Origin of the sequence: Streptomyces sp. NPDC090106 (assembly GCF_044747265.1) — a bacterium.
In the GTDB taxonomy this organism is placed as follows: domain Bacteria; phylum Actinomycetota; class Actinomycetes; order Streptomycetales; family Streptomycetaceae; genus Streptomyces.
The window spans coordinates 272,859-296,551 of the sequence record NZ_JBIVDS010000006.1 but is presented as its reverse complement, the minus strand read 5'-3'; the positions used below and the strand labels follow the sequence as shown (position 1 = coordinate 296,551).

Sequence of the window (23,693 nt, the reverse complement as noted above, 5' to 3'; positions counted from 1 at the left end):
CGCGCCGCCCGGTCGGCCGTCCGGCCTTGTGGTGCAGCTGCTTCGAGGCGTTGCCGAACTTCGACGTGGACCAGAAGCAGCCGAGGACGGATCTCCCCCTGGGTGAGTGGTGCGGCTCAGAGGCTGCGGGCGGTGATGTCGCCGTGGGCGGTGGTGGCATGGACGGTCAGGGCGGCGTCGGCGCCCTCGGTGTTCTTGAGCGCGTTGTGGACCCGGCCGTAGCCGGTTCCGGCGTCGAGCGTGGCGGAGACGCCGGCGGCGGCGCCGATCGTGATGTCGCCCTGCTGGGTGCGCAGGGTCACCGCGCCCTGTACGGCCTCGCCGATCCGGATGGCACCGCGCTGGGTGGTGATCTCGGCGGGACCGTTGAGGCGTCCGACCTCCACGTCGCCGTCGGTGGCGGTGAGGCGGAGGCCGCCGACCTCGTCGATCTTGATCTGACGGTAGGCGCCGTCGAAGGTGACGTCTCCGAGCCGCCCCACACCGCGCAGTTCGGCGGCGCCGGTCTTGGCCTCGACCCGGGAACCGGCCGGGAGCCGCACGGTGACCTCCACGGAGCCGGAGTTGCCGAGGAACCTGTTCTTCGGCTCCGGGACGCGGATGTCCAGGACGCCGTCGGCGTAGGTGACCTCGACCTCCTCGGCGGCCTTCACGTCCCGGCTCTTGGCGGCGTCCGCGGGACGGACGTCGACGATGGTGTCCGTGCGGTCGGCGGCGATGAGCTGGATGCGTCCGGCCGGGATGTCGAGCACGGCGGAGACGGCCGCGGGGGTGTCGAACTTCTGCATGGTGCTCTCCTTCGTCCGTGGCGCGGGCCGCTTCGGTCCACGCTGTTTCCGATGAAGGAAAAGCTACGTTGCGTTCGACAGTCAGGCAACATATTCGTTGCACGAAATGCCCATCAACACTGGTCAGATGAGGGAAATCGTTGCACTGAATGTGAATCTAACGCAACGCACTCGCCAGCCACTCGTTGCAATGGATTGAAGATGAACGCTATAGTGCGGCGCAGTCCCCACCCGCGCCGAGAAGGAGGCCGTGATGCCCGGAGGCAGGCTCACCCAGCAGGAACGTCAGCAGATCGCGCTGGGACTGGCCGACGGCCTCGCCTACGCGGAGATCGCGCGCCGGCTGGAGCGCCCCACCTCGACCGTGACCCGCGAGGTCCTGCGCAACGGCGGCCCCACGGGCTACCGGGCCGATCTGGCGCACCGCGCCACGGAACACCGGGCCCACCGCCGCAAGCCCGCCGCGCCCCGGAGCCCGGGGACGACGTCGACGGCGCACGGCCGCGACCCCGAGGCGGTGCGCGCGTACGAGGAGGAGTTCACCACGCTCCTCATGGCCTCGGGCCTGCCCAGGATGACGGCCCGGGTGATGACCTGTCTCTACACGACCGACTCCGGAAGCCTCACCGCCGCGGAACTCGTCCAGCGGCTCCAGGTCAGCCCGGCGACCATCTCCAAGTCGATCGCGCTGCTGGAGGGGCAGGGCCTGGTGCGGCGGGAGCGCGACGAACGGCGCCGCGAGCGGTACGTCGTCGACGACGACGTCATGTACCAGTCCACGATCACCAGCGCCCGCGCCACCGCCCAGCTCGGGGAGGCCGCGCGCCAGGGGGTGCGGGTGCTCGGCTCCGGCACGCCCGCCGCGGTCCGGCTGGAGAACATCGCCCGCTTCGTCGACTTCATCTCGGAGAGCATCACGCGCGCGGCGGAACAGGCCCGCGAGATCCTCCACTCCCAGGCCGAGGCGGCACCGGAGGAACCCGAAGCCCTCGCGCAGAACAGCACGGACTCCGTCGAGAGCCGCCCCTGACCGCCGCCGCGCCGCCCGTCCCGTTAGCGGCGGCTGCTACTCACCGCGCTCGGCCGCACTGCGCTCCACGCAGAACTCGTTGCCCTCCGGGTCGGCGAGCGTGACCCACCCGGTGCCGTCCGGCCTGCGCTGGTCCTGGACGAGGACCGCGCCGAGCGCGAGGAGCCGTTCGACCTCCTCGTCGCGGGTGCGGTCCTGGGGCTGGACGTCGAGATGGACGCGGTTCTTGACGACCTTGGCGTCCGGCGCGCTGTTGAACAGCAGGTTCGCGCCCGGGATCAACGCCCCCTCGTCGCCGGGCTTGTCGTCCTCGTGCAGGGGCAGGCCGAGGACCTGGGACCAGAAGCCGGCGAGGGCGTAGGGGTCGGCGCTGTCGACGGTCACATGGCGGATGGCAGAAGTCATGCGGGGATTCTTGTGCAGGTGCCGCGAGAAGATCAACGCGAATTGCGGGCCGGGAGCCCCCTCCCGGTCAGCCGGCCCTACCTCCTTCCCGCCCTCCGGATCTCCCGCTCTCCGGATCTCGGGCTCTCCCGCCCTCCGGATCTCGGGCTCTCCGGCTCTCCCGCCTTCCAGCTCTCCCGCCTTCCGGATCTCCCTGATGATCGCGACGCGTCGGCAACCATTCAGCGTCCGGCGGGCACTTGGGGGCATGACCTCCGCACCACACACCTCCCACCGCCGCGTACGGGCCGCCCGCAGGCCGCTCGTCGCGGGGCTCACCGCCACCGCCGCGCTCGTCGGCGCGTGGTACGCGACGGCCGGGGCGAGCACCACCGCCGCCGCCGCCGACCTGACCGTCAGCACCACCGCCGTGTCCCTGCCGGCCAAGTTCCCCTACCTGTCGGCGGGTTACAACAACGCGCGGGAATGGACGCGGACGGCGACGGCCGCCGCGCCGGACGGCACCCTGCGGGTCGCCTGGCCCGCCGCCGACGGCGTCCATGTCACGCCCCTGACGGCGACGGGCAGTCGCTCGGGGGCGGACACGGTCGTCAAGGGCGCCAAGGAGGTCGGCGGCCTGGTCGCGCACGACAACGGCTTCGCCCTGCTCACCCGGGTCTCCGACACCAACAAGTGGAAGGAGACGGCCGCCGCGATCGTCCGCTACACCAACGGCAAGCAGACCTTCCGCACCAAGCTCACCGGCACCTCGACCCACGACACCTCCCCCACGCTGGACGGCCAACTCGTCTGGAACGGGACCAAGTACGGGGCCTACTTCGTGGTGCACGGCGCGGGCGGCTTCGCCGACGGGCACTTCGGCGACAAGATGCAGTACGTCAGCGCGGCGGGCAAGAAGGTGAGCGGCGGCTGGAGTTGGGGGTGCAGCCACAACGAGGGCATCGCCCTGCACGCGGAGAGGACCGGAGCCTTCACCTCCCTCTGCTTCGACGACTGGCGCTCGGGGCTGTTCGTGTCGACGTCGATCGGCGCCCCCGACGACGCCCCGGTCGTCCAGCGTGAGCAGTGCTGGGCGGGCTACTGCGGCGGCACGTTCGCCGGCCGCACCGGCGACCTGGTGAAGTCGTCCACCGGCCGTTACGCCACGGCGTTCGCCTCCCGGGGCGCGGCCTCCGCGAAGAAGAACCCCGACGACTCCTCCGGACGCGGCTGGACGGTCACCCCGCAGACCGGCACCCACCAGGTCGCCGTCGCGTTCCTGAAGAACCGCGGCACCCCCGCCGCGGGCAAGGCGGTCCGCCTGTCCGCCGCCAAGGGCACCGACCACGTCAACGTCCGGCTCGCGCCGTACGGCACGGACCGGCTGCTGCTGTCCTGGGAGTCGGTGAAGAACGCCAAGTGCTCGGCAGGCACCTGCACCGGTGTCTTCGCGGGCACGCATCTGCGGCTCATCGACTGGAGCGGGACGTTCCGGAGTGCGGACCATGTCGTGGGCACGCGGATCACCGGCGACATCGCCGTGCAGAAGAACGGCACGCTGACCTGGGCGTCCGTGGCGGCGACCCCGTCGTACGCGACCGCCCTGACCGGCGCGTCCCCGACCACGAAAACGCTGCGGATCACCCGCCTCACCCCCTGAGGGGTCCGGTCACCGGGTTTGCCCGGCAACGGGGTCGATCAGGTCCACCATCCGGCGCACGACCTCGACGGGGAGCCCCGGATTGCGCGCGGCGGTCTCCGGGCCGCCGCCGCGCAGCAGCCCGACCAGGACGCGGACGGGCAGGCGGGGGTGGCGGGCCGCCGCGTCCCGTATGTGGTCATGCGGGTCGTCCAGGAGACGGGTCGCCGCCAAGGACGACAGGCGCGGGTCGCGGGCGGCCCGGTACCGCACCTCCTCGTGCGCGTCCCGGCTCTGGCGCTCGACGAGTTCGGGGGTGGACGCCGGGTCGTCGAGCGCGAGGGACCGCATCCGCGGGTCCGGGTCGTCGGCGTACCGCAGGAGGCCCTCGCGGGGGAAGTGGGGGTGGCCGCGCGGCCGGTCGGGGGTGCTGAGGCTGCCGGTCCACCACCGCCACACCCGCAGGAGCATCTCGGCGGGCGCGTCGTCGCAGGACTCGGCGAGGAAGAGCTGGACGACCCGGTCCTCGTCCCGGGCGAGGCGCTCGACGACGTCCGGCGGCAGCCGCCGGGCACGGGCGACGCTCCGCCGCACCAAGGGGTGGGAGGACGCGGCCAGTCGGCGTACGGCGTCCTCGTCGTCGTGCAGGGCGACGACCCAGTCGAGCACGCAGTGGCGTGTGCCGGGGTCGAAGTCGATCCGGATCGCGGCGCGTTGCTCCTCCGTGAGGTCGGAGCGGATCGAGACGGTGAAGCGGATGTGCGGGTCGGGGTCCTCGCCCAGGAGGGCGACCATGTCGGGGGCGAGACGCGGATTGCCCGCGAGGGCGCGGCGTTCGCCGTACTCGCCGTGCCGGGCGACCTCCTCGGCCAGCTCGTGCTCCAGCCGACAGGTCTCCAGCACGCGGGACTTGTCGTTGAGGGACGTGTACAGCGCGCGGGGCATGGGGTGGTCGCGGTGGTGCAGCAGCAGGGCCGCGGCGCGCACCCCGTCATGCGGGTCGGTCAGCAGCGCCTCTCTCGCGTCGGCGTCGAGGTGCGGCCAGGCGGAGGCGCACGCCAGTCCCCGCACGCTGTCCTCGGGGTCACCGGCGAGCGCGACGGCGACATCGGCGGGCAACGCCGTCATCCGGGCGACCTCGCAACGCACCCGCGAAGACGGGTCGGAGGCCAGCAACTCATAGGTTCCCGGGTCGAGTTCGGCCCAGCGGTCCGCGGCGGTCATGGCGAGGAGCCGGCGCCGGCGTTCGTCCCGCTCGGCACGGATCACCCGGTCCCACTGGGGGGCGGTGACGTTCGGCTGCCGCTCGGCGGCGCCACTGCGGACCTTCCAGTCCGGGTGGGCCAGCAGCACGTCGACGACGTCCTCGGGCAGCGCCTTGTACATCGCGTACCAGGACTTCTCCAGCAGCCGCGGCCACAGCTCCCCGGGCGTGGCCGGGTTGAGCGCGAGTCCGTCCGCCCACGAGCGGAGGAGTTCCTCCGTGGGTGCCGCGTCCCGGAGCAGGGACGCCCACGCGGCCTCCCGCTGCGACGGCGTCTCGTCCGCGGCCTTCCGGGCGGCCTCCTCGCGTCGTTCCCGGAACCGGTCCACGACGACGAACCGCAGCGCGCGCTCCCCGCTCAGGGCGCCGATCAGCACGTCCCCGTCCAGCGACGACGCCAGGAACCAGGGTCGTTCCTCCCTCCCCTCCGGCGCGGGGGCCGGCAAGGAGGCCAGGTCCCCGCGGTCGCCGAGCCGGAGCCGCACCCTCGCCCAGCGTGCGAGACCCGTGGGCGCGGCGTGGACGACGTGCACGAGGAACACGTCGTCCGCGGCGAGCACCCCGGCCCCGGACGCCAGCCGGTGCCAGGTCGCGTCGGCCGAGGCCGCACCGGCCGTGGCCTCGCCGACCGGCCGCTCCAGGGCGACGGACCTGTCCCCCGCGCCGTCCGCGAGGACGTGCCGCCAGCCGATTCCCGGAGGCGGCACCTCCTCGGTCTGCCCGTCCCCCACCACTGTCAGTCCGGCCCGTTCCAGCGCCGCGACCAGTTCGTCTCTCCCACCCATGATCCCCATCCTGCCCGCCGCGGCACCGGCGGGTTCGGGCGGGCAGCGCCAGGTCGTGTCCGCGAAGTCCCGCCTGCCCCGCGACGCCTGGCGCCCACCCTCCGGACGGACGACGGGACTTCACGGACACGGCCTAGGAGACGTGCGGGTCCGTCCGCACCCCGACGCCCGTCCCGTCCGCGATCCGCGCCCGCACCGTCCGCCCCGACGCCCACCGGACGTGGAGTTCGCCCTCCCCGTCGACGTCCACACTGGCCAGCCCTCCGAGCGGCCTCGGTTCCGCGTCACCGGTGAGCCGGACCAGGGCGACGAAGAGCGTGGGCCCCTCCCCCGTCACCCCGGTCGCGTCCGCCGACAGCCCGAGCAGCGGCAGGAGTTCGGCCCGTGTACCGTCCCCGGCGTCCCACCCCGTGACCCGCACCTCCGTCCCCGGGGCCGCCCCGGCGACCAGATGCGCCCGCACCTCGACCGCCCCCTCGGCCAGCACCAGGCTCGTCACCCGGACACCGCCCCCGGCCTCGCCCTCGCCCGCGCCCGCGCCCACATCCCCGCTTCCGCTCCCGACCAGGTGCCGGGAGGCCGCCCAGCCCTCGCCCACCCCGAGCGGTTCGATGCCCGAACGGCCCCCCGCGCCACCGACGATCACGCTGTTGTCGTACGACGTCGAGGGCGCCGTCACGGTCGAGTACGCGAGGCGCGTGTAGTAGGGGTCGTAGCGGACGTCCTCGCTGCCGTGGTTGTGCAGCCGCACCACACCGTCAGAACCCGTCGACTGGAGCAGCCAGTTGGGCGCGTCGATCGGGGCGACCGCGTCGGCGCGCTCGGCCGGGGAGGGTTCCTCGGGCGCGGTCCACACGGGGTGGTCGGGCGGAAGGAGCAGGCCGATGAAGCCCTTGCTGGCCCAGTAGGGGGAGGCCGGGCCCGAATACCCCTGCAGGAGTGCCTCGTCGGGGCCGTGCCAGCCGAGCGTGAGCAGCCCGTCGGCGCCTACCGCACCACGGTCGAGGAAGTACCGCAGCGCTCCGGAGGCGAGCCGCCGGGTCTCCCCCGGGGGCAGCGGTGTGCGGCCGGTGAGGGCGCCGAGCCACAGCGGCGCGGCCGTCGCGAAACGGTAGGTGAGGGACCGGCCCTGGAGCAGGGGGGCGCCGTCCCCGCCGAAGAGGCGTGCGTAGTCGGCGAGATGGGCTTCGAGGCGGTCGCCGTACACGGAGTCCAGCGGGCCGTCGGCGGAGCCGCGCGCGCCGCCGGCCGCCGTCGGGCGGCCCGCCGCGAGCCACGCGTGCAGCACCGGGTACAGGTGCATCGCCCAGCCGTTGTAGTAGTCGAACTTCCGCCCGTCGCCGTCCGTGTACCAGCCGCCGCCGACGTACCAGGTCTCGATCCGTTCCAGGCCGCGTTCGACGGCCTTGGCGGACGCGGCGGGCTCGTGGCCGATCTCCTGGAGGAAACCGCCGACCGTGACGGGGAACAGCTCCCAGTTGCAGGGCCAGGCCTCCGCGGTGAGCGCGTCGCCGAGCCAGGCGGCGGCGCGCTGGCGCACTCCGTCCTCCAGGCGGTCCCACAGGAGGGGCCGGGTGAGGCGCAGAGCGAGGGCGATCGAGGCGGCCTCGACGAGCGGCTGGCCGCGGTCCTCGACGCGGGGCCAGACGCCGGAGACACCGGCGGCGAGACCCTCGGCGTACCGCTGGAGCACGGTCTCGTCCTGGCGGAACGCGGCCAGCAGGAGGGTGCGGGCGTATCCCTCCAGGCCGTCCGAGAGGGGTCCCGACCAGCTGGTGTGCGTGCCGGGGAAGCGGTAGAGGGCACCGTCGTCGGTGGCGTACGGCTCAGTCGCGGCGAGGAGGGCGTCGGCCGCGGCCTCCCAGTGGGCGCGGGTGTATCCGGTGCGAGGGCTGAGGGTCCGGTCGGCGGGAGGCAGGTGCATGGGCGAGTGGGTCCCCGGGTCTGTCGCGGTCGGACCGTACGACAGCCAGGGCCGTACGGCGGTCAGGGTCGGACGGCGGTAAGGGTCGGACGGCGGTCAAGGCCTGGGGGCGCCCCGGTTCCGGTCGGGGCGCCCCCAGGGGCTCATCCCGCCCGCACCAGGCCTTGCGGCACCAGATGGCGGGCGAGGAGTTCGTCGCGGACGAGTCCGGCGTACACCGTCGCGCCGTACACCGAGGTGTGCGTGTTGTCCCGCTTCTCGTTGTACAGGTAGAGCGCCTTGGAGCCCTCGGTGCCGAGGGATTCCACCAGCGCCTTCGTCAGGGCGGTCAGGTCGATCAGCGGGACGTCCTTGTCGGCCGCGACCGAGCGGATGACGGCGGGGTGGTCGACGCCGAGGCCGTTGACCAGGAGTGCTGTGGTGTTGTTCAAGGTGCCGTCGGAGTTGAACCAGCGTCGCACGATCGGCGTCACGAGGACAGGCTCACCGCCCTTTTCGCGGATTCCGGCGACCAGAGTCTCCAGGTTCGCCCGGTAGGTCGCCTCGTCGGTGGTCTTGTCGTTGTGGGCCAGCTGGACCAGGACGAGGTCGCCGGGCCGGATCAACGGCTGCACGGTGCCCCAGAGTTGGGCGCCGGCGAGGTAACTGACCGTGCTCTCACCGGAGTCGGCATAGTTGGCGACCGACAGGCCCTTGCGCAGGTACTGGGGCAGTTGCTGGCCCCAGCCGGTGTAGGGGTCGCCGGGCTGGTCGCACACCGTGGAGTCGCCAACGAGGAGGATCTGGCGGGCGTGCCGGGCGGGCGTGACGCGGATGTCGGCCAGCGCGGGGGCGGTTCCGCCGAACACGAGGTCCAGTCCGGGGGTGCCCTCGGCGCCGGTGGGCTCGCCCTCGGGGGTGCGGACGTTCACGGTGAAGGCGCGGGCGGCGCGCTGCCCGGCGGCGACGGTCGTCGCGGGCAGCAGGGCGCGGCGGGTCTCCCCGGTGACGGTGGTGCTCGACTCGGCGTCCCCGCCGAGGAGAACCGTCACGTCGTAGGTGCCGGCGGGGACGTCGAAGTGGCAGACGCCGTCGGCGCAGTTCTCGATACCGAGGGCCACCCGCGGCTCTCCCGCGTGCGGACTCCCGGCCCCGGACCCCCCGTGCTCCCCGGCGTGCGCCGGTACGGCCGTCAGGGCGGCGCTCAGGGCGCCCAGCGCGAGCGCTGACACCAGGGCGAGGTTGAAACGTCTCATTCGCTGCTCCTCCGCAACCGGCACGACATGGCGGCGCGACCGTACCGCTCTCGGCAAGCGCTTTCTAGAGTCCTGACCGATTTCACAACACTGCCAACTTCCAGCGCGTGAAAGCCCTTTCGCGAAATCGTTTCAACTGTCACCCTCACTCACACCCGCACCACCCCCACATGTCTCGAAGGAGGCACCCCATGTCCGAAACCGCCCCGCACAGCAAGGTCGGACGCCGCGCCTTCGTCCTCGGTACCGCCGCGGCCGCGGGCACGGCCGCCCTCGCCGGGCCGTTCGCCCCCACCGCGTCCGCGGCAGCCTTCGGCTACACCGACGACGGCTCGAACTACGTCGTGGACACCGGCGCCAACCTCGTCTTCAAGGTCAGCAAGACCAACGGCGACCTGACCTCCCTGGTCTACCGAGGCACCGAGTACCAGGGCTACGACGGCAAGAACTCGCACATCGAATCCGGCCTGGGCACCTCGACGGTGACGATCGGTCAGTCGGGGACGACGATCCTGGTCTCCGTCACCTACGGCACGCTGAAGCACTACTACGCGGCCCGCAGCGGCGAGAACAACATCTACCTGTGGACCAACAAGGCCGACAGCTCGGTCAGCGCCACCCGCTACATCGTGCGCGTCAAGGCGGGCCTGTTCCTCAACGACGAGCCCGATTCCTACACCTACGCGCCCACCACCATCGAGGCCTCGGACGTCTTCGCCAAGACCGACGGCCAGACCCGCTCCAAGCACTACTCCAAGCTGCGGGTGATGGACTACGACTACGTCGGCTGGACCACCGGCAGCGTCGGCCTGTGGGTGGTGCGCAGCAACCACGAGAAGGCCTCCGGCGGCCCGTTCTACCGCTCGCTGCTGCGCCACCAGAGCGCGGACGGCGGCGGTCTGTACGAGATCCTGTACTACGGCCAGAACCAGACCGAGTCCGAGCGCTACGGCCTCCAGGGCCCGTACGTCATCGCCCTCACGGACGGCGGCGCGCCCTCCTCCTCGCTGTATCCGGGCACCCTCACCACGTCCTGGGCCGACTCGCTCGGCCTGTCCGGCTACGTGGCCGCGGGCGGCCGGGGCCGGGTCGCCGGCGTCGGCATCACGGGGCGGGACACGGCGTACGCGTACACGGTGGGGCTCGCCAACTCGGCTGCCCAGTACTGGGGTTCGGCACGGGCTTCGGACGGCTACTTCTCGATCGGCGGGGCGCTGCCGGGGACGTACACGCTGACCGTCTTCAAGGGTGAACTGGCCGTGTACACCACGTCGGTGACGGTGACCGCGGGCGGGACGACCACGCTCAACACGATCGCGATCCCCTCGTCCAACGACCCGAGCAACGCGAGCGCCATCTGGCGGATCAACAACTGGGACGGCACACCGGGCGGTTTCAAGAACGCCGCCCTGATGACGTACGCCCATCCCTCGGACGTCCGCGCCGCCGCCTGGACCGGCAACGTCGTCGTCGGCAGCGGCACCGAGACCTCGGCCTTCCCCTGCTATCTGTGGAAGGACGTCAACAGCGGTCTGCTGGTGTACTTCAAGCTGACCGCCGCCCAGGCCGCCGCCGCGCACACCCTGCGCATCGGGGTGACGACGGCCTACGCCAACGGCCGTCCGCAGGTCGTCGTCAACGACACCTGGACGTCGTCGATCCCCTCGCCGCCCACGCAGCCGAGCACCCGGTCACTGACCAACGGGTCCTACCGGGGCAACAACTACACGTTCACGTACAGCGTTCCGGCCAGTGCCTGGCTCACGGACACCAGCCAGTACAACGTGCTGAAGATCAACGTGGTGAGCGGTTCGGGGACGACCTCGTACCTCAGCGCGGGAACCGCGATCGACGCGCTGGACCTGCTGGCCTGAGCGGAACGGCCCCAGCGCGAAGGGCGGGGCGGCGGCGGCTGTCAGGGACCGCCGCCGCCCCGCTCGTCAGTTGGGCGTGTCGCAGGGTGCGTACGCCGAGTACGAGGCGAGCGTCCAGCCGCTGGCGGAGCCGGAGTGGAAGACGTACGCGTGGCTGTCCGCGTTGCGGAAGAACTCCACCGAGTGCGCGGCCCCGTGGTAGGTCACCGTCTCGCCGCTGATGGTCAGGTTGTTGTCGGCCCGGCTGAAGGTCTCGGTGCCCACGGAGCCGTCCACCCCGAGGTTCCAGCGGTCCTGCAACTGCTTGGTCGCGTAGGCCGTGTTGGCGCCGAAGAGGCAGTCGATGTCGTACTTGTCGTAGGCGCTGCCGTTGCTCTCGTCCACCCCTTCCGCGTAGAGCACCCACTGCCACAGGCCGTTGGCGTAGGCCTTGGCGTTGGTGTTCTGCGACAGCGTCCCCTCGTCGCCCCAGTCGTCGGTGACCACGCCGGCACCTGCCACGTAGCCCTCACTGACGTTCGCGGACGCCGGGCTCGCGCCGAGCACCGTCATGCCGAGGATCGCTGCCGCGAGCGCGGCGGAAGTGGAATAGCGGAGTGGGCGCATCGCCGTCCTTGGGTGGTCGGGTGCCGGATCTCCCCCTCGGGGAAGATCCGGCGGACGGGCGAAATTCTGTGGGCGACGAACATCAACTGTCAAGAAAATAAGGACAGTTGGTGAACATCCCGAGGAGGACTAGCCTTGACCGTTCGTCAACTTCCGCGTGTCCATTGCTGGTTGGTGGCGCCATTGCAGGTGTAGGTGATGATCGCGGCGGAGTTGGCGGTGGATCCACCGTTCACGTCCAGGCACTCGCCGGTGGCACGCGCCTTGACCAGCCAGTAGCTGCCGGAGGCGGTCAGGCTCCACTGCTGGGTGGTGGCGGTGGCGGAGCAGTTCTCCTGGGTGACGCCGGTGGAGTTCTCCTGGAGGCACAGGGAGCTGCCGCGGCCGACCAGTTGGTAGTAGCCGGTGCCGAGGTCCTTGAACCACCACTTCTGGTTGGTCCCGCTGTTGCAGGTGTACTGGCTGATCGCGACCGCCTGCCACAGGGACTGGTTCGGCACGTCGGCGCATTTCGAACTGTTGCGGGCGATCAGCGTGTTGTAGGTGGCGCTCGTGCCGCCGAGCGTGCCGGTGGCGGTGTCGACGGTGATCTCCGGATACCAGGACAGGGACAGCGTCGTGGTGGTCGGGAAGGTCAGCGGGAGCCACACGTAGCGGGAGTCGTTGACGGTGCCGCCGAAGGAATTGCCCCAGCGGTCGCCCAGGTACAGGTAGGAGGTGCCGGACGTGCCGGTGACCGGAAGGACGTACGCGGTCTGTGAGTTGTAGGCCGTCGAGTCGCCGACGTTGGCCATCGAGGTCCAGGGACCGGCGAGGGAGGTGGCGGTGGCGTACTGCTGCTGGTTGGCGCTCCAGCCGGTGGCGCCCGACGTCAGCATGAAGTAGACGCCGTTCCGCTTGAACAGGGCCGGGGCCTCACGGTGGCCGCCCGCCCACGGGTTGGCGACGAGACTGTCGATGCCGAGGTAGTCGGCGGTCAGCTTGTAGATGTGCAGGTCGTAGTTCTCGTTGGCGGCCGAGACCATGTAGCCGGTGCCGTCGGTGTCGACGAACGTCGTGATGTCCCGGGACATGTGGCTGCCGAGCGGGCGGAAGCTGCCCTGGTAGGTGTAGGTGCCGTCGACGGTGTCGGAGACGGCGACGGCGGCGCGGGCCTCGCTGTAGTCGGTGCCGTTCTCCTTGTGCATCCACATCACGTACTTGCCGGTGGAGGCGTTGTACATGACCTTCGGGCGCTCGATGTAGGCGGTGCCGAGTTCGGAGGCGCTGGACTGGGTCAGGACGTTGTTCCTGAACTCCCAGTTCTTCAGGTCGGTGGAGCGGTAGGCGGAGACGTAGCGGAAGGTGTTGTCGGCGTTGCGGTTCTCGCCGAACCAGTAGTAGTACGAGCCGACCTTGATGACGCCGCCGCCGTGGGCGTGCAGGGCGGCCCCCGAACTGTCCGTGAACTGGACGCCGTTGGGGAGGGTGAGGGCGGCGGCCTGGGCGGGCCCCGCGGTGGCCAGGGCGCCGGCCAGCGCCAGGCAGAGGGCGAGCAGTACCGCGTACGCACGTCTCATGACGCGACCTCCGTGTCCATGGCGGTGTCCGCCACCGGTGTGCCGAAGTCGGGGGTGCCGTCCGCGTGCCAGCCGAGCGTCTGGACGCGGGTGTGCCGGTTGGGGTCGTCCAGCGGGTCGCCGGTGATCTCCCGGTACGAACGGGCGTGGTAGACGAGGACGTCGCTGCGTCCGTCCTCGCCGACCGTGAAGCAGTTGTGGCCGGGGCCGTACTGCCCGGTGACGTCGTCGCCGGTGAAGACCGGCACCGGCGACTTGGACCAGTTCGCGGGCTCCATGAGGTCGGCGTCCGCGTCGGCGGTCAGCAGGCCCAGGCAGTAGTGGGAGTCGGTGGCACTGGCCGAGTACGCCATGAACAGACGGCCGTTGCGCGCGATGACCGAGGGTCCTTCGTTGACCTGGTGGCCGACGCGCTCCCAGTCGTACTCCGGTGCGGACAGCCGGACCTGAGGCCCCGTGAGGGTCCAGGGGTTCGCCATCCTCGACAGCCACAGGGCCGTGTTGGCGCCCGTGCCGGGTTCGTGCTGGGCCCAGGCGAGATAGCGGACGCCCCGGTGGGCGAAGGTGGTGGCGTCCAGGGAGAAGGTCTCCCAGGCCGTCACGATCTGGCCGCGCTCGACCCAGGTCCCCGTGAACGGGTCGGGGCCGGCGTTCTCCAGGACCCACATCCGGATGTCCCACACGCTCTCGGCGGGCGCGGCGGCGAAGTAGACGTACCACTTGCCGCCGATCCGGTGGATCTCCGGCGCCCAGATGTGCGCGCCCATGGGCCCGGTGGGGTGCCGGGTCCAGATGACCGACTCGGCGGCGGTGGCAAGCCCGCCGAGGGTACGGGACCGGCGCAGGACGATCCGGTCGTACTCGGGTGCGGTGGCGGTGAAGTAATAGTGGCCGTCGGAGTGCCGGTGGATGTGCGGGTCGGCGCGGTGCGGGACGAGCGGGTTCACGTACGGGGGCGTCGTCGGCCCCCTGAGCCTCGCTCTGCGGCGGGGCGGCGGCGGGGCGGGCGGACCGGAATCGCGGCTCATGCGGACTGCCTCTCGGGGGTGGATGTCTCCTGAGAGCGGGGGGTGCGCGGCATGGCGTTCGAGATCACGAACTACGGTTGTCATCGCGAACAGCCGACAAGGTACGGGTGGGTAACCGCGAGGTCAACGGGTTGGACGGGATGGGAGAAGGCGCTTTCTGTCCCCCTGAGGCGGCACACAGTGGGTGACGTCCGACGCGGGGCGGTTCGGCGGGGGAAGCGGACGGGGGCGCGGGTCTGCTTGCCGGGGAAGCGGGCGGGGGCGGGGGGGTTCGCGGGAGAAACCAACGAGGGCGCGGGTCAAGTTGCTGGGGAAGTCGATGGGTGCTCGGGTGGAGTTGGTGGGAAGCGGGCGGGACGGCGTGGGCGATTCGGCGGAGGAATGGGCCCGGTAGCGGGGGCCGACTCACCGCAGGGGCGGATCCGGTGGCGCAGGACACGACGATCGCGAGGGCGACCGAGCAGAAGGCCGGGAGGGCGACCAGGAGAAGCCCACTGGTACCGCCCCTCGGATCGGCCACCGGGACGGCCGCAGGCCCGGGCCATCTCACCCCAGGAGCAGACCCGGCGGCACGAGTGATGACGACCGCGAGGACGCACATCGGCGGCGCCCCTCTGGGTCGGTCGGCGACGGAGGCCGACTGACCGCAAGGGCAGACCGAGCGGCGCGCACCGCGACGACCGGGAGGGTGACCGGGAAGGCACATCGGCACCACCCACCGGATCGGCCGCAAGCGCAGGACGCGACGACCGCGAGGGCGACCGAGCAGGAGACCGGGAGGGCGACCACCGGGAGAAGCACACTGGTACCGCCCCTCGGATCGGCCACCGGGACGGCCGGAGGCGCGGGCCCTCACCGCAGGGGCAGACCCTGCGGTGCAGCCCCCGACGACCACGAAGGCGACCGCCAGGGAGCACACCGGTGACGGCCACCCGATCGGCCACCGGGACGGCGGCGGCAACGGCACGCTCACCACGTCACCGGACCCACCTCAGCCCTCGGCAAGTCAGCCGGCGCGCAAGGAACTTCAGCGGGCTCCGGAACGGTGGCGGCGCCCAGCGCCAGAGTCACCGGGGGGGGAAGACCAACTCGGCCGGTGGCCCTGCGTACCGGTCCCCGACCGCCCCGCGGACGCGTTCGGGGCGACGTGGTGACAGCGGGGGCGGCGACGCAACTCCTGGACGTCGTCCGGGAGTCACCGCCCGCTGGGTGCCTCGGGGAAGCCCAGGAGCGGGGCCAGCGCACGCGCCTCGGCGGCCCATCCGGCCAGGAAGGCGAGGGCCGAGCCTCTTTCGCGGTAGCGCAGTTCGGCGGAGACGGCGCGCTCGTCGCCGTAGTCCCGTTGCTCCTCGCCCGCGCGGGCCAGGGAGAGGGCGGTGAGCCAGTCGTACTTCACGGCGGAGGCGCACACCCCCAGCCGTACGAGCCGCTCGTCGCCCTGCCAGCCGCTCTCCCGCAGCCCGTCGAGATACGCCGCGTACGCGTCCGCCGCGTACCCGGGCAGCCGTTCGGCCGGCACGAACAGGTCGAAGACGGAGTCGGGGAGGTAGTTGCCGAGGTCCTCGCCGAGGGCGCCGTCGCCGGTGAACGCCCAGTCGAACAGAACGTGGTCCGGCCCGTCGGAACGGACGTTGGCCGGCCACTGGTCGAGGTGACCGAGGGTGCGTGGCAGTGACTCCATGATCTGGAGGAACCACTCCCGGTCGTGGTGGAGGCGGACCATGTCGTGGCGCAGCCCCTCGGGGAAGTGGTCGCGCACCAGAGGCTGCCGCCAGGCCTCGTCGTCGTCCAGGAGTTCCTGGCCGAGGGTGTTGCCGCCGACGTACTGCCGCAGGAAGTGGTGGGACAGCCAGCTCTCGTCGACGGCGTGCGGCTTGCCGTGCGCGGTGCCCAGCCGGTGGGCGTGCTCGACGTGCCGGGCGACCGGCCAGTGCGTGCCGGGCTCGCCCTCGATCCGTTCCAGCCACAGCGCGATGTCGCCGTCCGGCCGTTCGACCAGGGCGAGCAGCCGGGGCGCGCGGATGCCGTACGGCTCCCAGACCTGGGCGAGCCCGGACGCGTACACGTCGGCCTCGCGCCGCCAGTAGTTCCAGTGGCGGGGGTCGTCGGAGGCGGCCCAGCGTCCGGTCGCCGCCTTGGTGCGGGTGAGCACCTTCAGCACGGCCGAGCGCTCCCCGGCGGTGACCGTCCAGACCCCTGCGGTGACCCCGTTGCGGGGGTTGTGGGTCAGGGGTACCGGCAGGACGGGACCGGTGGAGCCGAGGACGTCCTGGGCCTCGGCGTACATGACATCGGTGTCAGGCATCCGGCAAGGTTACGTGCTGCGCGCCGGAGCGGACCGCCGGCCACCCCTCGCCACGGGCGTCCCGACGGGGCGTCCCCTCCCGGAAGGGCTACCGTCGACGGCATGACCAGCGATTCCTCCCTCGCGGCGGCGCTCGCCGCCGGGACGGTCGTGCTCGACGGCGGCATGTCCAACCAGCTCGCCTCCGCCGGGCACGACCTGAGCCATGAACTGTGGTCGGCGCGGCTGCTCGTCGAGCGGCCCGAGGCGATCGTCGAGGCGCATCTGGGCTACTTCGAGGCGGGCGCCGACGTGGCGATCACCGCGAGCTACCAGGCGACCTTCGAGGGGTTCGCGCGGTACGGCATCGGCCCCGCGCGGACGGCCGGACTCCTGGCGCGCAGCGTGGAGTCGGCGCGCGAGGCGGCCCGGCGCGCACGGGCGAAGGGGGTGGCCCGTCCGCTGTGGGTGGCGGCGTCCGTGGGCCCCTACGGGGCGATGCTCGCGGACGGTTCGGAGTACCGCGGGCGATACGGCCTGAGCGTCGCGGAGCTGGAGCGCTTCCACCGGCCGCGCCTCGAAGTCCTCGCCGCGGCGGAGCCGGACGTGCTGGCGATGGAGACGGTGCCGGACGCCGACGAGGCGGCGGCGCTGCTCCGGGCGATCCGCGGGCTGGGCACCCCGGCCTGGCTGTCGTACTCCGTCGACGGCCGGCACACCTGGGCGGGCCAGCCCCTGGAGGAGGCGTTCGCGCTCGCCGCCGACGTGGACGAGATCATCGCCGTCGGCGTGAACTGCTGCGCGCCCGAGCACGTCGAGCACGCCGTCGCGACCGCCGCGCGCGTCACCGGCAAGCCGGTCGTCGTGTACCCCAACAGCGGTGAGACCTGGAACGCCGCGACCCGCGCCTGGGAGGGCGACCCCACTTTCACCCCGGACCGGGTCCGCGCCTGGCGCGACGCCGGAGCCCGGCTGATCGGCGGCTGCTGCCGAGTCGGCCCGACGGCCATCACGTCCATCTCCGCGACCCTGGCCGAAAGCCCCTGACCTCCACCCCGACACAAGGTTCCCGGCCCCACCCCGGCAGAAAACCCCCGCCCTCGACCCTGGCCGAAAGCCCTTGGCCTCCACCCCGACGCAAAGTCCCTGACCCCACCCCGGCAGAAGGCCCCCGCCCCCACCCCTGGCCGAAAGCCCTCACCCTCCCCCCCGACGCAAAGCCATCGACCTCACCCCTGGCCGAGAGTCCCTGCCCCCCGCCCCCGACCGAGCGTTCCCGAGCCCTAGCCCGACCCCGCCTGGGCCCGACCCCGCCTGGGCCCGACCCTGCCCGGGCCCGAGCCCAACCGGGCCGAACCCCCAACCGAGCTGAACCCGCCCCAACCGAGCCGAACCCGCCCCGCCCAGCCCCGCCCAGCCCCGCCCCGCCCCAACCGAGCCCGCCCCCGACCGGGCCCCCACAAAGCGGGTTCGACAGCGCCCCGGGTCGCCCCCTCCCAAACCCCGCCACCCTTGTCCCGCCCCCGCTCATTTCCTAAGCTCACCCGGTCAGAAAGCGTTTGCCAGTGGGGAGTCGCACCTATGTCCTCCAGCGGTCCGATCCGTCTCACCGCGCACGCCTCGACCGCGCAGCGGCCTGCGACAGACGCCCGCATCACTGGCGGCTTCTGGGCCGGGCGGCGGCGGGTCAACGCCGAGGTGAGCATCCCGCAGGGGCCGCCGAGGCTGGAGGCGGCGGGGAATCTCGCGAACCTGCGGGCCGCCGCGGACGGCAAGGGCGCCTTCAGCGGCGACTTCCCGTTCCAGGACTCCGACGTCCACAAGTGGCTGGAGGCGGCGTCCTGGCAGCTGGCCGAGACTCCCGAGGACGCCGAACTTGGCTCATGGACGGCCGAGTTGACGGCACTGCTCGCCTCCGCGCAGGAACCCGACGGCTATCTCCAGACGTACTACCAGGTCGCCCGCCCGGAGAAGCGCTGGCAGGACCTGGGCTGGGGTCATGAGCTGTACTGCGCGGGCCATCTGATCCAGGCCGCCGTGGCCCACCACCGCACCACCGGGCGCCGTGAACTCCTCGACGTGGCGGAGAAGTTCGCCGCCCTCGTCGACGACACGTTCGGTCCGGGCAAGGCGATCGACGGCGTGTGCGGGCACCCCGAGATCGAGACCGCCCTGGTCGAGCTGTACCGGGAGACCGGTGAGCGCCGATGGCTGGACCTCGCCGGGTACTTCGTGGACCGGCGCGGCCACGGACTCCTCGAAGGGGACCTCAACCCCCATCTGGGCCAGGCCTATTGGCAGGACCACACGCCGGTGCGCGAGGCCGGCTCGGTCGCCGGGCACGCCGTGCGGCAGTTGTACCTGCTGGCGGCGGTCGCCGACCTGGCCGCCGAGACCGGTGACGGCGAACTGCGCGCGGTCGCCGAGCACTTGTGGACCTCGATGGCGCGGACCAAGACCTACCTCACGGGCGGCGTCGGCGCCCGGCACGAGGGCGAGGCGTTCGGGGAGCCGTACGAACTCCCGCCGGACCGGGCGTACGCGGAGACCTGCGCGGCGATCGCGTCGATCCAGTGGTCGTGGCGGATGGCCCTGCTGACCGGCGAGGCGAAGTACTCCGACCTCGTCGAACGCACCCTGTACAACGGCTTCCTGGCCGGTGTCGGCCTCGACGGCGACAGCTGGCTGTACGTCAATCCGCTCCAGGTCCGCGAGGGGTACGAGGGGGCGAACGAGGCCGACAAGGCGGCCCGCCGCACCCCGTGGTTCCGCTGCGCCTGCTGCCCGCCGAACGTGATGCGGCTGCTCGCCTCGCTCCCCCACTACATGGCGAGCGGCGACGCGCAGGGGCTGCGGCTGCACCAGTTCGCGACGGGCGTGTACGAGGCGGGCGGCGGCCGGGTCCGGGTGGAGACCGCCTATCCGTGGGAGGGCCGGATCACGGTGACCGTCGAGGAGGCACCGGACGCGGACTGGACGCTGTCCCTGCGACTCCCCTCCTGGTGCGGGGAGTTCACGGCGACGGCCCCGGACGGCGCCGCGCCGGCCGAGACCGGCCCGGGCTGGCTCGGGCTGCGCCGCCACTGGAGTCCCGGGGACGTCTTCACCGTCGATCTGGACCTGAGTCCGCGCCTGACCCGGCCGGACCCGTACGTGGACGCGGTGCGCGGCTGCGTGGCCGTCGAACGGGGCCCGCTGGTGCACTGCCTGGAGGCCGAGGACCAGGAACCGGGTGTCCGCTTCGAGGACCTGACGCTGCCCGCGGACGCCCCGCTCCGGGCCCGGCACGAGCCCGGGCTGCTGGGCGGCGTCACCGTGGTCAGTGCCGACGGACGGAGCCGGGCAGACGGAACCTCCGTACGACTGACCGCAGTTCCGTACCACGTGTGGGCGAACCGGCGGCCGGGAGCGATGCGGGTGTGGATTCCCGAGGGATGAGGTCGGGGGTGGCGAAGTCCCCGGCGCCGTAGGTGGTCTCCGTGGCGGGGCCGGGGGCCCACAGGCCGAACTCGGGGTCCCGTGGCCCGTAGGCGGTCCACGGTCCGGCGCCCACGCCGTCCACGGTGTACGGGCGGTCCTGGCCGAAGATCCGCACCGGGTGCGAGTCGTCCCACGCCTGCCAGCCGGGGTCGCCCTCCGCGGCGAACCGCACCCACGCCCCGTGCATCGCGTCGGCGAGTTCGCGCGGCGCGCTCTCCCCGGCGAGCTTCGCGGACTCGGGGCTCTGCCCGGTGTCGAAGACGAAGCCCAGTTCCAGGGCGTGGCAGGAGCCGAGGCCGGGGCGGCCGGAGGGCCAGGCGAACTCGTAGACGTAGGAGGTGCCGGGGCGGGACTCGGCCAGCCGGTGCAGGGGGACGCGCAGCAGGTGGTCGGTGACCATCTGGCCGACGATCTCGGCGGTGCCGGCCTCCGGGTGCAGGGTGCGGTAGCCGCGCGGGACCTCGTGCCCGGCATGACAGCGGGCCATGGCTCCGGCGAGGGCGACGGGGCCGAGGCGGTCGACGCGTTCCAGCAGACCGCCGGGGACGAGCCAGAGCCGGTACTCGTCGCGGGTCCAGCCCAGCATCAGGTCGACGCCCCGGGCGGCGTCGCCGTCGACGAGGGCCCGCAGCGGGTCGCGCGGGACGAGGTCGCCGTCGACGACGATCCCGAAGGCGGGGCCGCCGAGCACGGGGCTGCTCAGCTTGCCGACCTCGGCCTGGGTGCGCAGCAGCAGGTCCCGGTCGACCTCGGCGAAGGCGGCGGCGGTGGCGGGGATCCGCAGCCGGGCCGCCATCCGGCGCACCATCCGCCGGACCTTGTCCCGGTCGACGGCCTCGGGCGGGCCGCTCTGCAGGATCGCGCGCCGGACCAGGCCCTGGGCCTGCGGTGCGGCGATGAGGGCGCCGGTGCTGATGGCTCCGGCGGACTGGCCGCAGAGGGTGATCCGGTCGGGGTCGCCGCCGAACTCCGCGATCGAGCGGTGCACCCAGGCGAGTGCGGCGAACTGGTCGCGGAGCCCGGGGTTGGCGGGGGCGTCCGGGAACAGGCCGTAGCCCTCGACGCCGAGCCGGTAGTTCACCGAGACGAGGACGACACCGTCCCGGGCGAAGGCGTGCCCGTCGTAGACCGGGACGGCGGAGGAGCCCCTGGTCAGGGCGCCGCCGTGCAGCCAGACCAGCACCGGCAGCCGCGCCCCGCGGCCGGGCTCCGGCGTCCACACGTTCAGGTTGAGACAGTCGTCGCCCTCGATGACGGGGTCGGACAGGTACTGGGCGAAGGCGTCGGAGTACGGCGGTTTCGGCGCGGTCGGACCGAAGGACCCGGCGTCGCGGACGCCGTCCCAGGGCTCGGGCGGCTGGGGCGGCCGGAATCTGCGGGGGCCGAAGGGCGGCGCCGCGTAGGGGATGCCGCGGAAGACCGCCACACCGTGCTCCAGCCGGCCCCGGACGGCTCCGTACGGTGTCGTGATCACGGGCTGACCTGCCTGGACTGCCGTCATGGGACCACCAGCCTCCTGCCGCACTCGTGCGCCGTGAACATCAGAGCACCACATCACGGCGCGCTATTCCGGCGCAGGAGGGTGACTGGAGGCCGTTCGAGGGACATCGAACACGTACAGCTACACCTCTCTCACTTACCGCTACTACCGTCACGCGCCCGCCCGCCTGCGCGTCCGGGGTTTCGAGAGCCTCCTCCCGCGAGGACCCGCGCGGCCCGGCCTCTTCCCGACACAAGGCGGTGAACCTAGGGTAGGAAGCGCTTACTGTTTCCGCGCTGGTCGAAAACTTTCCAGGGCCCTCGGGCGGGCCGGAGAGGTGGATTCCCGATGGTCCGTACGGGGAGTGCGAGCGTGGCGGCCGGGCCGACCCTCGCGGTCGTGGCCCGCGAGGCGGGGGTGTCCGTGCCCACCGCGTCCAAGGTCGTCAACGGTCGTGAGGACGTCGCCCCGGAGACCCGGCGCCGGGTCACGGAGGCGCTGGACCGGCTCGGCTATGTCCGCAGGCCCCGTTTCGACGCGTCCAAGCCGCCGGGCCTGGTCGACCTCGTGGTCCACTCGCTGGAGACGTCCTGGTCGGGTGCCGTGCTGCACGGCGTGGAGGAGGCGGCGCACGACGCGGGCCTGGAGGTGGTGGTGTCGGCGGCGCTGACCCGCTCCCGGGGCGGGGGCCCCGACCGCGGCTGGCTGGACAAAATCATCGCCCGGGGTTCGTCGGGCGTGCTGTTCAATCTCGCCGAGCTGACGACGTCCCAGTACTCCTGGCTGGAGCAGCACCGCATCCCGTTCGTGATGATCGACCCGGTCCTCGAACCGCCGCCGGGCGTCGTGTCGGTGGGGGCGGCGAACTGGCAGGGCGGGGTGAGCGCCACCGAGCATCTGCTGGCGCTGGGCCATGAGCGCGTCGCCGTGATCGCCGGGCACCGCCGCAAGGTGTGCAGCAACGCGCGGGTGGCGGGCTACCGTTCGGCCCTCGCGGCGGCCGGGGTGCGCGGGCGCCCCGAGTACCAGCGGCACGCCGGCTTCGACGAGGCCGTGGCCCGGGACCGCATGCTGGAGCTGCTGGACCTGCCCGAGCCGCCCACGGCCGTGTTCGTCTGCTCGGACCGGATGGCGCTCGGGGTCTACGAGGCGCTCGCCGAAAGGGGGTTGAGCGTCCCGGACGACATGAGCGTCGTCGGTTTCGACGATCTGCCCGAGTCCCGCTGGGTCTCCCCGCCGCTGACCACCGTGCGCCAGCCGCTCTCGGAGATGTCGGCGACGGCGTTGCGCCTCCTGGTGCGGATGATGGACGGCAAGCGCCCCGAGGGCACCCGGACCGAACTCTCCACCCGTCTGGTGGAACGCGCGAGCACGGCGCCCCCGGCGACCGCCCGGCCCCGCACCCTGGTCCCGGAACAGCCGGAGGGCGCGAGGCGGCGCTAGGGGGTGTGGCGAAAGTCCCGCACAGCACCCGCGGCGCCCGGCACGCGCCCTCGCCGCACCGAACACCGCGGGCACCGCACAGGGCTTTCGCCACACCCCCTGGCCTTCACTCCCTCCCCGCCGCCCAGTCGATGCCGCCCCGCAGATGGGCCAGGAAGTCCGGGTCCTCGTAGGCCTCGGCGGTGTGTCCCAGGGCCGTGTAGAAGACGCGTCCCGCCCCCTGCTCCCGGCACCAGGCAAGGGGGTGATCGGCACCCATGCCGCCGCCCTCGTAGGACGACTCGTCGGCCGTCACCAACACCCGTGCCGTGGAGCGGGGGTTGGTGCGGAAGTCGTACCACTCGTCGGTGAAGTCCCAGACGGGCGGGAGATGGCGGGTGGCGGGATGGTCGCGGTCCTCGACCACGGCCCTGCCGGGCTGGAGCGCGGGGTGCCGGTCGAAGCGGGCGCCCAGCAGCTCGCCGTAGTGGGGCCATCCGTACTCGGTGCAGGCCGCGGCGTGCACCCCGACGAACCCACCGCCCGACTCGACGTAGGCGGCGAGGCGTTCGCGCCCCGCGGGCGTGAGGACGTCACCGCTGGTGGAGAGGAAGACGACGGCGGCGTACCGCTCCAACGGCCCCTCCAGCGCCTCGGGTTCCTCCCCCGCGTCCACCTCGTACCCGCCGAGCCCCCGGACGGCGGCGACGGCGGCCGGGATGGAGTCGTGCCGGTAGCCGGCCGTGCGGGTGTGGACGAGGAGGCGGGGCACCGGGGTCATGGACCGACGGTAGGCGATCCGGTTCCGGGGCGGGCGCGTCGGGGTGCGCGGGCCCTCCGGGGCGCGAAAGTTTCGGGGCCGGCGCACCCCCACCGGCCGCGACACGCCGTAGCGGCGAAAAGGTGTTCCC

Annotated in this window: 17 protein-coding genes; 6 read left to right on the top strand and 11 right to left on the bottom strand. The window is 72.5% G+C overall.

Annotated elements, in window-relative coordinates:
- Positions 1-116: 116 nt before the first annotated feature.
- A complete protein-coding gene (locus tag ACIPSE_RS21455; RefSeq protein ID WP_401664681.1) occupies positions 117-788 on the bottom strand; it encodes a DUF4097 family beta strand repeat-containing protein in 672 nt (223 codons plus the stop codon).
- A 253-nt stretch (positions 789-1,041) separates the two neighbouring features.
- Between ACIPSE_RS21455 and ACIPSE_RS21450 the strand changes: the two genes are divergently transcribed.
- Complete coding sequence (locus ACIPSE_RS21450; protein ID WP_401664680.1) at positions 1,042-1,818, top strand: helix-turn-helix domain-containing protein; 777 nt, start codon at positions 1,042-1,044, stop codon at positions 1,816-1,818.
- Between the two features lie 36 nt (positions 1,819-1,854).
- Here the strand turns inward: ACIPSE_RS21450 and ACIPSE_RS21445 are convergent, their stop codons facing one another.
- Complete coding sequence (locus tag ACIPSE_RS21445) at positions 1,855-2,223, bottom strand: VOC family protein (RefSeq protein WP_401664679.1); 369 nt, start codon at positions 2,221-2,223, stop codon at positions 1,855-1,857.
- Between the two features lie 247 nt (positions 2,224-2,470).
- Here ACIPSE_RS21445 and ACIPSE_RS21440 point away from each other — a divergent pair, with 247 nt between their 5' ends.
- Complete coding sequence (locus ACIPSE_RS21440; protein WP_401664678.1) at positions 2,471-3,862, top strand: hypothetical protein; 1,392 nt, start codon at positions 2,471-2,473, stop codon at positions 3,860-3,862.
- A gap of 9 nt (positions 3,863-3,871) precedes the next feature.
- On the opposite strand, the gene ACIPSE_RS21435 is transcribed toward ACIPSE_RS21440, so the two are convergent.
- The 3 genes from ACIPSE_RS21435 to ACIPSE_RS21425 form a co-directional block, all read right to left on the bottom strand.
- Positions 3,872-5,890 (bottom strand): PE-PGRS family protein, encoded by a 2,019-nt coding sequence (locus ACIPSE_RS21435; protein WP_401664677.1) that lies wholly within the window; start codon positions 5,888-5,890, stop codon positions 3,872-3,874.
- Between the two features lie 133 nt (positions 5,891-6,023).
- Positions 6,024-7,814, bottom strand: a complete 1,791-nt coding sequence (locus ACIPSE_RS21430) for a DUF2264 domain-containing protein (protein WP_401664676.1) — start codon at positions 7,812-7,814, stop codon at positions 6,024-6,026.
- Between the two features lie 143 nt (positions 7,815-7,957).
- Positions 7,958-9,049, bottom strand: coding sequence for a rhamnogalacturonan acetylesterase (locus tag ACIPSE_RS21425; RefSeq protein WP_401664675.1), 1,092 nt, complete (start codon positions 9,047-9,049; stop codon positions 7,958-7,960).
- 191 nt (positions 9,050-9,240) lie between these two features.
- Here ACIPSE_RS21425 and ACIPSE_RS21420 point away from each other — a divergent pair, with 191 nt between their 5' ends.
- Entirely contained in the window at positions 9,241-10,923 is a 1,683-nt protein-coding gene (locus tag ACIPSE_RS21420) for a rhamnogalacturonan lyase B N-terminal domain-containing protein (protein WP_401664674.1), read from the top strand.
- Between the two features lie 66 nt (positions 10,924-10,989).
- On the opposite strand, the gene ACIPSE_RS21415 is transcribed toward ACIPSE_RS21420, so the two are convergent.
- The 4 genes from ACIPSE_RS21415 to ACIPSE_RS21400 form a co-directional block, all read right to left on the bottom strand.
- On the bottom strand, positions 10,990-11,529 hold the full coding sequence (locus tag ACIPSE_RS21415; RefSeq protein WP_401664673.1) for a peptidoglycan-binding protein: 540 nt from the start codon (positions 11,527-11,529) through the stop codon (positions 10,990-10,992).
- A 146-nt stretch (positions 11,530-11,675) separates the two neighbouring features.
- Positions 11,676-13,088: an RICIN domain-containing protein gene (locus ACIPSE_RS21410; RefSeq protein ID WP_401664672.1), complete on the bottom strand. Its 1,413-nt coding sequence runs from the start codon at positions 13,086-13,088 to the stop codon at positions 11,676-11,678.
- Positions 13,085-14,116 (bottom strand): family 43 glycosylhydrolase, encoded by a 1,032-nt coding sequence (locus ACIPSE_RS21405; RefSeq protein WP_401664671.1) that lies wholly within the window; start codon positions 14,114-14,116, stop codon positions 13,085-13,087. Before ACIPSE_RS21405 ends, ACIPSE_RS21410 begins: the two co-directional genes overlap by 4 nt.
- Positions 14,117-15,311: 1,195 nt before the next feature.
- Positions 15,312-16,421, bottom strand: a complete 1,110-nt coding sequence (locus ACIPSE_RS21400) for an aminoglycoside phosphotransferase (RefSeq protein WP_401664670.1) — start codon at positions 16,419-16,421, stop codon at positions 15,312-15,314.
- A 102-nt stretch (positions 16,422-16,523) separates the two neighbouring features.
- Between ACIPSE_RS21400 and mmuM the strand changes: the two genes are divergently transcribed.
- A complete protein-coding gene (mmuM, locus tag ACIPSE_RS21395) occupies positions 16,524-17,447 on the top strand; it encodes a homocysteine S-methyltransferase (protein WP_401664669.1) in 924 nt (307 codons plus the stop codon).
- Positions 17,448-17,981: 534 nt separating this feature from the next.
- The gene (locus ACIPSE_RS21390) at positions 17,982-19,838 is read left to right on the top strand and encodes a glycoside hydrolase family 127 protein (protein ID WP_401664668.1); all 1,857 of its coding nucleotides are present in this window, start codon (positions 17,982-17,984) and stop codon (positions 19,836-19,838) included.
- Here the strand turns inward: ACIPSE_RS21390 and ACIPSE_RS21385 are convergent.
- Positions 19,720-21,381 carry a carboxylesterase/lipase family protein gene (locus ACIPSE_RS21385; protein ID WP_401664667.1) on the bottom strand — a complete coding sequence of 554 codons (1,662 nt, stop codon included), beginning with the start codon at positions 21,379-21,381 and terminating at the stop codon, positions 19,720-19,722. The genes ACIPSE_RS21390 and ACIPSE_RS21385 overlap by 119 nt on opposite strands.
- A gap of 327 nt (positions 21,382-21,708) precedes the next feature.
- Here ACIPSE_RS21385 and ACIPSE_RS21380 point away from each other — a divergent pair, with 327 nt between their 5' ends.
- A complete protein-coding gene (locus ACIPSE_RS21380; protein ID WP_401664666.1) occupies positions 21,709-22,803 on the top strand; it encodes a LacI family DNA-binding transcriptional regulator in 1,095 nt (364 codons plus the stop codon).
- A 106-nt stretch (positions 22,804-22,909) separates the two neighbouring features.
- On the opposite strand, the gene ACIPSE_RS21375 is transcribed toward ACIPSE_RS21380, so the two are convergent.
- Entirely contained in the window at positions 22,910-23,563 is a 654-nt protein-coding gene (locus ACIPSE_RS21375; RefSeq protein WP_401664665.1) for a ThuA domain-containing protein, read from the bottom strand.
- Between the last annotated feature and the right edge of the window lie 130 nt (positions 23,564-23,693).